Annotated in this window: 13 protein-coding genes; 6 read left to right on the top strand and 7 right to left on the bottom strand. The window is 40.5% G+C overall.

Annotated elements, in window-relative coordinates; translation table 11 throughout:
* Nucleotides 1-238: 238 nt before the first annotated feature.
* From BLP54_RS00570 to BLP54_RS00545, 6 genes are all read left to right on the top strand, one after another.
* Nucleotides 239-1,114 (top strand): shikimate dehydrogenase, encoded by an 876-nt coding sequence (locus BLP54_RS00570; protein WP_090165732.1) that lies wholly within the window; start codon nucleotides 239-241, stop codon nucleotides 1,112-1,114.
* 38 nt (nucleotides 1,115-1,152) lie between these two features.
* Nucleotides 1,153-2,370 carry an MFS transporter gene (locus BLP54_RS00565; protein WP_090165730.1) on the top strand — a complete coding sequence of 406 codons (1,218 nt, stop codon included), beginning with the start codon at nucleotides 1,153-1,155 and terminating at the stop codon, nucleotides 2,368-2,370.
* Between the two features lie 25 nt (nucleotides 2,371-2,395).
* Nucleotides 2,396-3,157: a type I 3-dehydroquinate dehydratase gene (gene aroD / locus BLP54_RS00560; RefSeq protein ID WP_090165728.1), complete on the top strand. Its 762-nt coding sequence runs from the start codon at nucleotides 2,396-2,398 to the stop codon at nucleotides 3,155-3,157.
* A gap of 74 nt (nucleotides 3,158-3,231) precedes the next feature.
* Entirely contained in the window at nucleotides 3,232-3,861 is a 630-nt protein-coding gene (locus BLP54_RS00555; RefSeq protein WP_090165726.1) for a TRAP transporter small permease, read from the top strand.
* Nucleotides 3,858-5,147 carry a TRAP transporter large permease gene (locus BLP54_RS00550; protein WP_090165724.1) on the top strand — a complete coding sequence of 430 codons (1,290 nt, stop codon included), beginning with the start codon at nucleotides 3,858-3,860 and terminating at the stop codon, nucleotides 5,145-5,147. Before BLP54_RS00555 ends, BLP54_RS00550 begins: the two co-directional genes overlap by 4 nt.
* Before the next feature lie 9 nt (nucleotides 5,148-5,156).
* Entirely contained in the window at nucleotides 5,157-6,161 is a 1,005-nt protein-coding gene (locus tag BLP54_RS00545) for a TRAP transporter substrate-binding protein (RefSeq protein WP_090165723.1), read from the top strand.
* 32 nt (nucleotides 6,162-6,193) lie between these two features.
* On the opposite strand, the gene BLP54_RS00540 is transcribed toward BLP54_RS00545, so the two are convergent.
* The 7 genes from BLP54_RS00540 to BLP54_RS00510 all read right to left on the bottom strand — a co-directional run bounded on the left by BLP54_RS00540 (nucleotide 6,194) and on the right by BLP54_RS00510 (nucleotide 12,242).
* The gene (locus tag BLP54_RS00540) at nucleotides 6,194-6,781 is read right to left on the bottom strand and encodes a sigma-70 family RNA polymerase sigma factor (protein WP_090165721.1); all 588 of its coding nucleotides are present in this window, start codon (nucleotides 6,779-6,781) and stop codon (nucleotides 6,194-6,196) included.
* 18 nt (nucleotides 6,782-6,799) lie between these two features.
* A complete protein-coding gene (gene rlmB, locus BLP54_RS00535) occupies nucleotides 6,800-7,549 on the bottom strand; it encodes a 23S rRNA (guanosine(2251)-2'-O)-methyltransferase RlmB (protein ID WP_090161904.1) in 750 nt (249 codons plus the stop codon).
* A gap of 2 nt (nucleotides 7,550-7,551) precedes the next feature.
* Nucleotides 7,552-7,992, bottom strand: coding sequence for a Mini-ribonuclease 3 (locus BLP54_RS00530; protein WP_090165719.1), 441 nt, complete (start codon nucleotides 7,990-7,992; stop codon nucleotides 7,552-7,554).
* A complete protein-coding gene (cysS, locus tag BLP54_RS00525; protein WP_090165718.1) occupies nucleotides 7,977-9,404 on the bottom strand; it encodes a cysteine--tRNA ligase in 1,428 nt (475 codons plus the stop codon). The genes BLP54_RS00530 and cysS overlap by 16 nt, the downstream gene beginning before the upstream one ends.
* Nucleotides 9,404-9,955, bottom strand: coding sequence for a 2-C-methyl-D-erythritol 2,4-cyclodiphosphate synthase (ispF, locus tag BLP54_RS00520; RefSeq protein ID WP_090165716.1), 552 nt, complete (start codon nucleotides 9,953-9,955; stop codon nucleotides 9,404-9,406). The genes cysS and ispF overlap by 1 nt, the downstream gene beginning before the upstream one ends.
* A 21-nt stretch (nucleotides 9,956-9,976) precedes the next feature.
* Nucleotides 9,977-11,170 carry an ATP-grasp domain-containing protein gene (locus tag BLP54_RS00515; protein WP_090165713.1) on the bottom strand — a complete coding sequence of 398 codons (1,194 nt, stop codon included), beginning with the start codon at nucleotides 11,168-11,170 and terminating at the stop codon, nucleotides 9,977-9,979.
* Between the two features lie 79 nt (nucleotides 11,171-11,249).
* A complete protein-coding gene (locus BLP54_RS00510) occupies nucleotides 11,250-12,242 on the bottom strand; it encodes a DUF4349 domain-containing protein (protein ID WP_090165711.1) in 993 nt (330 codons plus the stop codon).
* Between the last annotated feature and the right edge of the window lie 118 nt (nucleotides 12,243-12,360).

The following is a 12,360-nucleotide window of genomic DNA, read 5'->3' as shown; positions in this document are numbered from 1 at the left end:
TTTTCATAGTTCATTCATAAAACTGCACAATTTGTTCACAATTAATTCGTTCTATATGTCTAATAATACCACAATCAGTACATTTATGCTATTAATTCTACGCAATATAAGTATTGGAAGTTTTCTATTAATACATTTACAATAATATACATAGAGACTGTTAAGAATTTAACAATTTAACTAGCGGGCACTGTTAAAATCAAAAATTCTTAATAAACACTTTTGGAGGAAATGAATAATGGCAGAAAGAATCACTGGCCACACCGAGCTCATCGGTCTTATGGCCTATCCAATCAGACACTCTAGCTCACCAGCTATGCACAACGAGGCTTTTGCTTACCTTGGTCTCGATTATGCATATCTCGCATTTGAGGTAGATAACAGCACACTTGAGGACGCAGTTAAGGGACTTAGAGCTCTTAAGCTTGTTGGCTCGAACGTATCAATGCCAAACAAGACTGTTGTTGGACAGTATCTTGACAAGCTCTCTCCTGCTGCTGAGCTTTGCGGTGCTGTAAACACTATTACAAACGAGAATGGTGTTCTTACAGGTCACATCACAGATGGTATTGGTTACATGCAGTCACTTAAGGATTACGATATCGATGTAATCGGAAAGAAAATGACTATCGTTGGTTGCGGTGGTGCTGGTACAGCAATCCAGATTCAGGCAGCTCTTGATGGCGTTAAGGAATTATCTATCTTCAACATCAAGGATGCATTCTGGGACAAGGCACAGGAGACAGTTGACAAGATCAACGACAGAACAGATTGTAAAGCAACTCTTTACGATCTTGCTGATAAGGATGCTCTTAGACGCGAAATCGCAGACAGCTACCTTCTTGCAAACGCAACAGGAATGGGTATGAAGCCTCTCGAGGGTCAGACATGGCTTCCAGATACTTCTTATCTCCGTCCCGACCTTATCGTTACAGATACTGTTTATGCTCCAGCTAAGACAAAGTTCTTAGAGATGGCTGAAGAAGTTGGATGTAAGAAGATGAACGGTCTTGGCATGATGCTCTTCCAGGGCGCTGCTGGTTTCAAGCTTTGGACAGGTCAGGATATGCCAATCGAACATATGAAGGAAGTACTTGGAATTAAGTACGAGTAATCAAATTGATTTCATATTAAATAATGAAAGGAAATCTCATGGGAACAAATTCAAAAGCAAAATATTATCCTGCAGCTTTAATTCTTTATTTGAACTACTTCATTCACGGAGTAGGCTGCTCAATTCTTGGACAGTCAGTTATCAAAGAGGCTCTCGCTACTAGCTGGGGCGTTGAGGTAATGTCAATCACAGCTATTTCAGCTGCACTTGGTCTCGGAAGACTTATCGCTCTTCCATTCGCTGGACCTCTTTCTGATAAGCTTGGTCGTCGTATCTCTGTAGTTATCGGTGGTTGCTCTTATGCAATCTACGTTATCGGTCTTGCACTTGCCTTCAATGCAGGTACAAACGGTGGTTACCAGATTGCTTATATCTGCGCTATCATCGGTGGTATTGCTAACTCTTTCCTTGATACTGGTATTTACCCAGCTGTTGCTGAAATCATCAGCGATGCTCCAGGTATTGCTACAATGGGTATCAAGTTCTTTATCGCAATCTCACAGATGCTTCTTCCATTCTTCCTTGGAATGACAGTTGCAACAAATGCTGCTGGCTTAGTAAGCTACAACAGACTTTTCTATATCTGTGGTATTGGATACATTATTTTAGTAGTACTTATCTTCATCCTTCCACTTCCAGATTCAGATGCAGCTGCAGCTGAAAAGAAGGAAGGACTTATTGCAAGCTTAAAGACAACTCACTTCTCTATTGAGTCAATTGCAATGATTCTTATCGGTTTCACATGTACAGGTACATTCCAGTTATGGCTTAACTGTGCACAGAACTACGCTAAGACAAATGTTGGTTGGGAAGATCCTTCAATCATGCAGACTTTCTACTCAACAGGTACAATCCTTGCTCTTATCGTTACATCTATTCTTACACGTAAGATTAAGGACGTACGTTTCATCGTAGTTTACCCTATCATTTGCCTTGCTACATTAATCCTTGTACTTATGGCACCATCACAGGGTATGATGAAGGTTGCAGCTTTCGCTATCGGCTGGGCTGGAGCAGGCGGACTTCTTCAGATTGCTACATCTGTATGTAACATGCTCTTCCCTAAGATTAAGGGTACAGTTACAGCACTTGTTATGATTGCTTCATCACTTTGCAACTACACAATCCTTACAGCAGCTGCTGCTATGACACCATCAGGCGTTATGGTTATGAACATTGTTCTTACAGCTATCGGTGTTGTTCTTGGTATCTTCGTAAACTTAAGATATACTAAGATGGTAGAGGCAAATTCATAAACACACTAATTTAGAGGGATATATTATGAATACTGTAAAAATTAGAAACGTAGTACTTGGCGAGGGCGTTCCAAAGATTTGTGTACCTATCGTTGGTAAGACAAAGGACGATATCCTTGCTGCTGCAAATTCCTTCAAGGGAGTTGCTCACGACGTTGTAGAATGGCGTGTTGACTGGTTCGATGGCGTTTTCGAGTTCGATAAGGTAGAGGATGTCCTCAAGGACCTTAGAGTTGCTTTAGGCGACACACCTCTTCTCTTCACTTTCAGAACTTCAAACGAAGGTGGTGAAAAGTCTATCGAGAAGGATGCATACGCTACACTTAACAAGAAGGCTGCTGCTACTGGTCTTGTAGATTTAGTAGACGTTGAAGTCTTCACCGGTGATGATATCGTTAAGGATATCGTTGCTGAGGCTCACAAGAATAATGTTAAGGTTGTTGCTTCAAACCACGACTTTGATAAGACACCTGACAAAGACGATATCGTTTCAAGACTTCGTAAGATGCAGGAGCTTGGAGCTGATATTCCAAAGATTGCAGTTATGCCTACTTGCCGTAAGGATGTAGTTACACTCCTTAGCGCAACTCAGGAAATGGCTGACAATTACGCTGACCGTCCAATCATTACAATGTCAATGGCTGGCACAGGTCTTGTAAGCCGTCTTTGCGGCGAAGCTTTCGGTTCAGCACTTACCTTTGGTGCTGTTGGCAAGGCTTCTGCTCCTGGTCAGATGAATGCTTCTGATCTTTCAACAATACTTAATCTTATACATGGTTCAATGTAATCATTAAGCATTTATAGGGCAATTTGTGTAAATGCACAAATTGCCCTATTGAATTATAAGGGGACTTAAATCACATGAAACGTATCTTTTTCTTTATAGATGAATATCTCGAAGAGTTTATCATGGTTGTTCTTCTCATCGCTATGAGTGTCATAATGGGCATCCAAATCTTTTGTCGCTATATCTTAGGCGCCTCGCTCTCATGGTCTGAAGAAATCACCCGTTACTTATTCATTTGGTCTGCATTTTTAAGTGTGAGTCTATGCACAAAGAAATGTATTTCCATCAAAATTGATCAGTTTATTCGCGCTTTTAAGCCTAGAGGCAAGGCGTTATTTAAGGTATTAAACCTTACAATTGAATTTATATTTTTCGTTTATCTCATTCCATTTTCATATCGTTATTTAATATCGACTATTGAAAGCGGTCAGGTATCTCCTGCCTGCGGAATTCCTATGTACTTTGTGCAGTCAGCACCACTTGTGTGCTTTACACTTTGCGCCATCAGAATACTAGAAAGATGGTTCTTAGAATGGCACAATGTCATCCATCGTGAAGAATTAAAAACATGGCCTTCTCATCTCAAGCAGATAGAAGAACGTGAACAACACAGAATCGAAATGAATGCTCTCCTTGCTAAGGGGAATTTTAATAAAGAAGTACTTGAAAACACAAAATCTAAAGAAGGGAGAAAGAAGAAATGAGTGCATTAACCGTACTTATCTTATTTGCTTTGTGCTTAATTATCGCAATTCCTGTTTCTATCTCCCTTGGAATAGTTGCAGTGTTGCCTGGAGCTTTTGATCCTTCCTTTACAGCCAGTGCAAGCTATGTTATTCGCTCTATGGTTGGAGGAATTGATAGCTTTCCACTTTTAGCAGTTCCAATGTTTGTGCTTTCTGGAATCATCATGGCTCACGGACAGATTTCAAAGAAGCTCTTTGATGTATTCTCATATTTCATTGGAAAGAAAACAGCAGGTGTCCCTTGTGCAGTTATCATCACCTGCCTGTTCTATGGCGCCATTTCCGGCTCCGCTCCAGCTACTGTTGCAGCCGTCGGTTCTATGACCATCCCTCTTCTTTTAGAGATGGGCTACGATAAGAAGTTCTCTACAGCAATCGTTGCTGTTGCTGGCGGTCTTGGAGTTATTATTCCTCCAAGCATACCTTTTATTATGTATGCTATGGCATCTGGCCAGTCTGTAAGTGATTTATTTATAGCCGGAATTATTCCAGGACTTTTAATTAGTGCACTGCTTATGGCCTATGCATATTTCCATTGCAAATTGGTAGGCGAGGACAAGGAAAAAATTAATGCAGAAATCGATGCACTTCACGCAAAAGGCTTTGGCACAATCTTCAAGGAAAGCTTTTTTGCAATCCTCAGTCCTATTATTGTTTTAGGCTGTATCTATGCAGGAATAGCTTCCCCTACAGAAGCTGCTGTTATTTCTGTATTCTACGCACTTATTGTCAGCCTCTTCATCTACAAGACAATCCACGTCAGAGACATTTGGAACATCTTTGTAGAAGCTATGAAGACCTATGCTCCAATCCTTTTCATTTTGGCAGCATCAACCGCCTTCTCAAGAGTGCTTACCCTTATGCAGGTACCTCAGACAGTCAGCGCTTACATCCTGGATAACTTTACAAATAAGATTATCCTATTACTGGTAATCAACCTGTTCCTTCTTCTTGTTGGAATGGTTATGGATACAACTCCAGCAATCCTCATCTTATCTCCTATCCTTCTGCCTATCGTAACAGCAGTTGGAATGAACCCAGTTCATTTTGGTATCATGATGGTTGTTAATCTGGCTATAGGCTTCGTTACACCTCCAATCGGTGTTAACCTTTTTGTTGCAAGTTCACTTACAGATGTTCCTGTTGTTGATATTGCAGCAAAAGCGCTACCTATGATTGCTATGTTTATTATCGCTTTATTGCTGATTACTTTTATTCCTGGAATCAGCTTGGTTTTAGTTTAGGAGGATGATATGAAATTCAAACGAATTATTGCTCTTTCTACAATTTTTATATCAGCCCTTAGTCTTTGCTCCTGTGGCAAATCGTCGGAGGTTCAGACTTATGCCTGGCCTCTTGGTACTTCAAGTCCAGAGGACACCGTTACACAAATTTACGCTGAGAAATTCGCCGAGGAAGTCTACAGACTCAGCGATGGTCAGATGGTTATTCAGGTTTATCCTAACAGCGTTTTAGGCGGTGATAGAGAGCTTTTAGAGTCCTGCAAGGACGGTGATATTCCATTCGTTGTACAGAACACTGCGCCTCAGGTTACCTTCCTTCCAGACGTTGCCATCTTTGATATGCCTTGTATGTTTGGAACTATCGATGAAGTTCGTAAAAAAGTAGATGACCCGGATTTTATGTCAGAGATATCTGCTGTCTATGAAAAAGGTGGCTATCAGCTTCTAGGTTATGCAGATCAGGGATTCAGAGTTATGACCACCAACAAACCGGTCAAAACTATTAATGATTTCAAAGGTCAAAAAATCCGTACCATGGAAAATTCCTACCATTTGGATTTTTGGAAGGCACTTTCAGCCTCTCCTACTCCAATGACCTTCTCTGAGGTTTACATTGGATTACAGCAGGGTACCATCGATGCTCAGGAAAATCCTTATGAAGTTATCGTATCCAACAGACTATACGAACAACAGGATTACGTAGTGGAGACAAATCATCTGCCACATCTGATTTCTTTAATCGTAAGTGAGGAATTTATGAAGGATAAGACTCCTGAAGAACAGGAAATCCTTAGAGAAGCAGCAAAAACTGCTACAAAATATGCAAGAGAACAAAGCGATGCGAGAATTGCTTCAAGAATTGCAACTATAGAGGAATCTGGCACTCAGGTAATCCCATTGAGCGACGAACTCAGAAGCCAAATTCAAGATGCTGCCGTTCCAATTTATAAAAATATAAAAGAACATGTAGACCCAAATCTTTACGATATTTATACAAAAGGTATTCTTAAATAATTAAAGCAGCCACCCGCGTGGCTGCTTTCGTTTTATATATTTTTAGCTTTCGCTTTGATTCTAGTAAGACAATTATCTATGTTCTTAGGCGTTTTCCCAAGCTTAACAGCTATCTCCTTGTAATCCAAGTCTTTCATATACAATTCAAAAACTTGAAGCTCCAAAGGTGATAATACCGCTTTTAAACGATCAACAAGACTAAGATTTTCCTCGGCTTCGATGATAATGTCGGCTGGGTCATCTGCCATAGATGATGCCTCTTCAAACTCTTCTCCATCTTCATCGTACAAGGAAACATACGCGTTTAACGGAGAATGCTTTTTTCGATTACTAGCCTCGATGGCCTTTATCATCTGTCTATCTATGCAAAGCTGAGCGAAATGAAAAAAAGTGACATCTGAACTGGTATCATAATCTCCAATCGCGCCAAAAAGACCTATCATTCCTTCCTGAATGAGGTCCTCATTTTCTCCACCAATCAAAAAATATTTTTTTGATAGCTTCAAAACAAGAGGTTTATATTTTTCGCAAATATAATTTACAACAGCTACATTTCCTGACTGATAGCTCTTCACAAGCTCCTCATCAGTAAACTTAGCGTACTCTTCTCTCAGGTCCATCTTTAACCCCCGTAGGAATTATTTTGCTTTGTTGATTCTCTGTCTAACAACCTCATATGCCAATACACCGCAAGCAACACTGGCATTAAGTGAATCGATATCTCCATACATAGGAATGCTGGCAACCATATCACAGTTCTTCTTAACAAGATCTGAAACGCCGTGACCTTCGTTACCAATAACAAGACCAATTGAGCCTGTAAGGTTGAGGTCGTACATAGTAGTGCCACCCATATCTGCGCACACGAACCACATCCCCTGTTCCTTAAGCTCCTCCATAGTCTTGGAAATATTTGTAACCTTTGCTACTGGAGTATAGTTGATTGCTCCGGCAGAAGCCTTTGCAACAGTAGCTGTAAGACCTACTGCACGATGCTTTGGAATAACTACACCATGAGCACCAGCCTGGTTTGCTGTACGGATGATAGCACCAAGATTATGTGGATCCTCAATGTTATCAAGAATGATAAGGAATGGATCCTCACCCTTTTCACGAGCTGCAGCTAAAATGTCATCTAACTCAGCATAATCATAGCTGGCAGCATAAGCGATAACTCCCTGATGCTTACCTGTCTCTGAGAGCTGATCAAGGCGCTCCTTCTTAACAAAGCTAACCACTGTGTCCTTGCTTTTCTTAGCTTCTCTGAGGATAGTCTGAACAGGGCCATCCTTGCAGCCTTCAAGTACAAACAAACGATCAATTGTCTTTCCTGAACGAAATGCTTCTAATACAGCATTGCGTCCTTCTACAATTCTACTTTCTTCCATATTTACTCCAATATATCTAATTCCAAACGTTCAATACCGCTATTAACAAGTTTGCATATACGGTCCATGTTTCCTGTCATGTAAAGATATCCCATGACAGCCTCAAAACCTGTGGCCTCAAGATAATCCATAGTGGTAGCATTCTTAGCCTTTGTATGTGGCTTGGAATTGCGACCTCTGCGATACCAGTCGGCCTCTTCTTCAGTAAAATCCTCCATGAGGACAGCTGCCATCTTGGCCTGTGTAGGCGCCTTGACAACGGAGCTGGTTCTCTGATGAAGCTTGTTGACTGCAGTATTACCCTTATTAACAAGGATAGAACGAATCACCACATCAAAAATAGCATCGCCTATGTAAGCAAGTGTCAGTGGTGAGTAAGTTCTTATATCCTTTGGTTCAATGTTAAATTTGCTATTTAAATATTCATTTAAACTAGCTTCCATACTACTCCTTCACGAGTATCCTTAATTTCTACACCCTTTGCTAAAAGCTCATCACGGATAGCATCTGCTGTAGCAAAATCCTTTGCCTTTTTAGCCTCTGCACGACGAGCGATAGCATCGTTAATAAATGCTTCAAGCTCAGCATCAACATTGCTTCCTGCTTCTGAAAGAGCCTTAGCATGACCAATCAAATCAAGAGAAAGAACTCTGTCAAAGCTCTCTACAAGAGCAAGCTTTGTAGCATCATTTGTATCTGCCTTCAAAGCATCATAAAGGATTGTGATAGCCATAGAAGTATTCAAGTCATTTGAAACTGCCTCGCAGAACTTCTCCTCGAATTCCTTCTTAACTGCCTCGTCAACAGCACCCTCTGCCTTAAGCTCAGATACTCTCTTAACAAGCTTATTATAAGCCTGAACTGTGTTATCAAGATTGTCCCAAGAGAATACAAGTGGCTTACGATAGTGTGACTGTAAACAGAAGAATCTGTAAACGAGTGGATCGTAACCCTTCTCCTGAAGAACAGAAACTGTAAGGATAGCGCCCTTTGACTTAGACATCTTTCCTGACTGATCATTAAGGTGATTGCTGTGGAACCAGTAATTGCACCACTTATGGCCAAGATAAGCCTCTGACTGAGCAACCTCATTTGTGTGATGTGGGAAGATGTTATCAACGCCACCGCAGTGGATATCCATGTACTCACCAAGATGCTTCATAGAAATGCATGAGCACTCGATATGCCAGCCTGGGTAACCAACGCCCCATGGGCTATCCCACTTAAGAGCCTGGTCCTCGAACTTAGACTTTGTAAACCAAAGAACGAAGTCTGTCTTGTTCTTTTTATTTGTATCCTCTTCTACATCATCACGTACACCAACCTCAAGGGCTTCCTTTTCAACTGATGATGAGAATACGTAGTAATCCTGAAGCTTGCTTGTGTCAAAGTATACATTCCCACCAGCAACATATGCATAGCCCTTCTCGAGAAGAACCTCTACCATATGGATGAATTCTGGAATGCAGTTTGTAGCAGGCTCCACTACATCTGGACGTTTGTTTCCTACTGCATCAAAGTCCTTGAAGAAGGCATCTGTATAAAACTTTGCAATCTCCATAACTGTCTTGTGCTCACGCTTTGCGCCAGCAACCATCTTATCTTCGCCTGTATCAGCATCGCTTGAAAGGTGTCCTACATCTGTGATGTTCATAACACGCTTTACATCGTAACCAGCGTACTCTAAAGACTTAATAAGTGCATCCTGCATGATATATGTACGGATGTTTCCGATATGTGCGAAATGATATACTGTAGGGCCGCAGGTGTACATTGCAACCTTGCCCTCTTCGTTTGGCTTAAAAACCTCTACCTCTCTTGAGGCAGTATTGTAAAACTTAAAATCCATTTTCATTACTCTCCTTTATTTCTAGCGCAACCCCCGCATGTCTCGCAGCTTCGTCCGCTGTCAAATACTACATTACTTCCATCATAAAATTCGTAAAGCAAACAGACTGCCTGTGCGCTAATTCCCTCTTCTCTACCTGTGAAGCCAAGATGCTCCTCTGTGGTAGCTTTTATATTGACCTGATCCACATCGATGCCAAGACACTTTGCTACGTTCTCTTCCATCTGTTCAATGAATGGACGAAGCTTTGGTCTCTGTGCGATAACTGTGGCATCCACATTTCCAACAACGTATCCCTTATCCATAACAAGCTCACGAACCTGCTCTAAAAGCTTCATGGAATCCGCTCCCTTGTACTTAGGATCTGTATCTGGAAAATGAGCCCCAATATCCTTCAACCCTGCTGCTCCGAGAACAGCATCAGAAATAGCATGTAAAAGTACATCTGCATCTGAGTGACCTAAAAGACCAAGTGTATGGTCGATTTTTACGCCGCCAATAATAAGGTCTCTGCCCTCTACCAGCTTATGTACATCATAACCTGTTCCTATTCTCATAATAATACTCCTGGTTGTTAGCTACATTGCTAACTTATTTAACAATATATTCTCACCGTCAGTTCCAACAAATTTTATAGTATCATATACAAATTCTATATTTTCTTTCTGGCGTTCCTCAGTGGTGTTATTAAAGAAAAGTGTAGTCACAACCTGACGCAAGCCAGTATTATTCTCGATAGTGTCACCCACTTTTCTCCATGGAGCCTCCATCAAATAATCTTCTCTTGCCTTAATCTCATCAAGGCCTTCGATTTTAGCAATGGTTCCTGCCTTTGCATATAATAAAATAGCGTGCATATGCAAATCTAACTGTGGAATCAAACGCTCCATGCCAAACATATCTCTTAAAACCATCTGACACAGAAGATTATTAATCTGCTCACCTACAAGTGCTCCAGCCAATCTGTAGTTCATCTCTAAAACTGCACAATTGTTATCGCTATCCATCATCATCTGAAGGAAACCAAACCCTCTTCTGATACCAAGCTCATAAAGCATCTTCTCAACATTAGGATTAACATTTTTTCTAATAAACTCCTCATATGGTGAAAAGATTCTAAATACAGTCATCTTATAGTCATCATATGTAGCAAATAAGTGAGCTCTGCCCTCATCATCAAAACAATAGTACATACTTACCATTGTTCCATCTATATACTTTTCTGCAAAGATACGCTCGCTATATAATCTTGCGTTTTTATAGCCTTCAAGGACTTCTGCTGAATTATGACATATTGTGATTCCTAATCCACTACTTCCATCTATTGGCTTAACAATAACTGGATAATTCATGTTCAAGGCATCGACATCAGCTTCTGTCATTCCATCCTGTAACATGTAATCCTCGGCTACAGGAACATTGTACTTTCTACACTGCTCCTTAAATAAAACTTTATCGCCTATAAGATTCCAAGTCTCTTTATTAGTGTAATAATCCAAGCCAAGACGCTCTGAAAGCTCCATGGCGCGAAGGAGACATGTCTCATGCACACCAGCATAAACGTTTGTAACACCTTCTGATTTGCAACGCTTTTCTAATTCATCAAGATCATTTATATCAACATCCCAATATTCGTCAGCTAATAACTTATCTGGCGACTCCTGGGTACTCCTATTATCGGAAACAATTACGTATGCCCCCAATTTTCTAGCATTTAGTATTAATTCCTTTGTAAAATTCGAATCTCCAAGTAATAGAAGCTTGTGTGTCATTTGAGTATATCCTTTCTATAGTAAGTACAATTTAACAATGTACCATTATAGCATTGGTGTCCTCATTTGTCTTCCTAATTTAATTAGAATTTGTTTCATCTTTCCCACTATTTGAAAGATGGGTCTTATCTTTTTTCAAAATATGTAGTTTCTTTGGCGCTGTTCCCTTCTTCTTAATCATAAACAATACTATACCTGCAATAATTACACCGACTATAGCATATGGCAAAATATAAACGATTACTATAACAAGCCCCTGTAAGAAGGTCACAAAGCCTGATAGCGAATCGCCTATTGCTTCCACAAAACGATTCCAGAAGGTATCTGCTTTAATCTCTGTATAAGTAATAACCTCATCTACATGGATTGAAACCGTGCAATAATCAATTTTGTCATCTAATACCTTAAGCTGAGCCGTATAGTTTTCAATGTCGTACTGAACGTCATTTATCCTGTCTTCAATGTTAAGCAAATCCTCTACAGTTTCTGCATTGGCTTCTAACTCCTGAAGGCGCTCGAGCTTTGTACGCAAGCTCTTTAATCTGGCCTGAACATCAACATAATTGCTGGTGATATCTTCTACAGCTTCATCACTGGAGGTAACAGAACCTATATCGCCAACGCTATCCATAAAGGCCTGATACTTTGCAGATGGAATTCGTGCTGTGTAATTTGCATATCTTCCACCATACTCAGCGGTTCCAGTAATTGAAGAGCTCTCGTAGTAGCCTCCGTTTGACTGAACCAATTTTTTGATAGCTACAATATCCTCATCGAAATTCTTGGTTTCTATTGAAATATTGGAAGAATAAATTATCTTTCTACCAGTAGTATATTCAGAATCAACGCTTTCTTCTTTTGGCGCTTCTACCTGTTCCTGGGCTATTTCATTTGTATCTGCATAAAAGCTTCCAAGCTCCGAATCAAACCCAGCACCGCTTTCCAACGCCTTTGTACTTCCAGACATATCATAGGCATCGGCTGACGCCCCGTCTGAGGTACCACCACAGCCTGTGGAAAACATACCCGTAGCCAGTAAAACAGCAAGTAATATAGCGATTCTTCTCCTCATAGTTAACCTCCCGTTATCCCCATAAACTACCTAAAAATATCTTACATCAATTGATTTAAATAAACAAATCTAACACATTTGGGCAAAAAAGCTGGGACCCAGGCAAGAACACTGGGTC

Source organism: Pseudobutyrivibrio sp. 49, assembly GCF_900100545.1.
Lineage (GTDB): Bacteria > Bacillota > Clostridia > Lachnospirales > Lachnospiraceae > Pseudobutyrivibrio.
The sequence above is the reverse complement of the archived record's forward strand: the minus strand, read 5'-3'. Positions and strand labels throughout refer to the sequence as shown.

Bases quoted from the DNA above. Each gene is read 5' to 3' on its own strand.
- BLP54_RS00570 (WP_090165732.1), top strand. From the start codon at position 239: ATGGCAGAAAGAATCACTGGCCACACCGAGCTCATCGGTCTTATGGCC.
- BLP54_RS00565 (WP_090165730.1), top strand. From the start codon at position 1,153: ATGGGAACAAATTCAAAAGCAAAATATTATCCTGCAGCTTTAATTCTT.
- aroD (WP_090165728.1), top strand. From the start codon at position 2,396: ATGAATACTGTAAAAATTAGAAACGTAGTACTTGGCGAGGGCGTTCCA.
- BLP54_RS00555 (WP_090165726.1), top strand. From the start codon at position 3,232: ATGAAACGTATCTTTTTCTTTATAGATGAATATCTCGAAGAGTTTATC.
- BLP54_RS00550 (WP_090165724.1), top strand. From the start codon at position 3,858: ATGAGTGCATTAACCGTACTTATCTTATTTGCTTTGTGCTTAATTATC.
- BLP54_RS00545 (WP_090165723.1), top strand. From the start codon at position 5,157: ATGAAATTCAAACGAATTATTGCTCTTTCTACAATTTTTATATCAGCC.
- BLP54_RS00540 (WP_090165721.1), bottom strand. From the start codon at position 6,781: ATGGACCTGAGAGAAGAGTACGCTAAGTTTACTGATGAGGAGCTTGTG.
- rlmB (WP_090161904.1), bottom strand. From the start codon at position 7,549: ATGGAAGAAAGTAGAATTGTAGAAGGACGCAATGCTGTATTAGAAGCA.
- BLP54_RS00530 (WP_090165719.1), bottom strand. From the start codon at position 7,992: ATGGAAGCTAGTTTAAATGAATATTTAAATAGCAAATTTAACATTGAA.
- cysS (WP_090165718.1), bottom strand. From the start codon at position 9,404: ATGAAAATGGATTTTAAGTTTTACAATACTGCCTCAAGAGAGGTAGAG.
- ispF (WP_090165716.1), bottom strand. From the start codon at position 9,955: ATGAGAATAGGAACAGGTTATGATGTACATAAGCTGGTAGAGGGCAGA.
- BLP54_RS00515 (WP_090165713.1), bottom strand. From the start codon at position 11,170: ATGACACACAAGCTTCTATTACTTGGAGATTCGAATTTTACAAAGGAA.
- BLP54_RS00510 (WP_090165711.1), bottom strand. From the start codon at position 12,242: ATGAGGAGAAGAATCGCTATATTACTTGCTGTTTTACTGGCTACGGGT.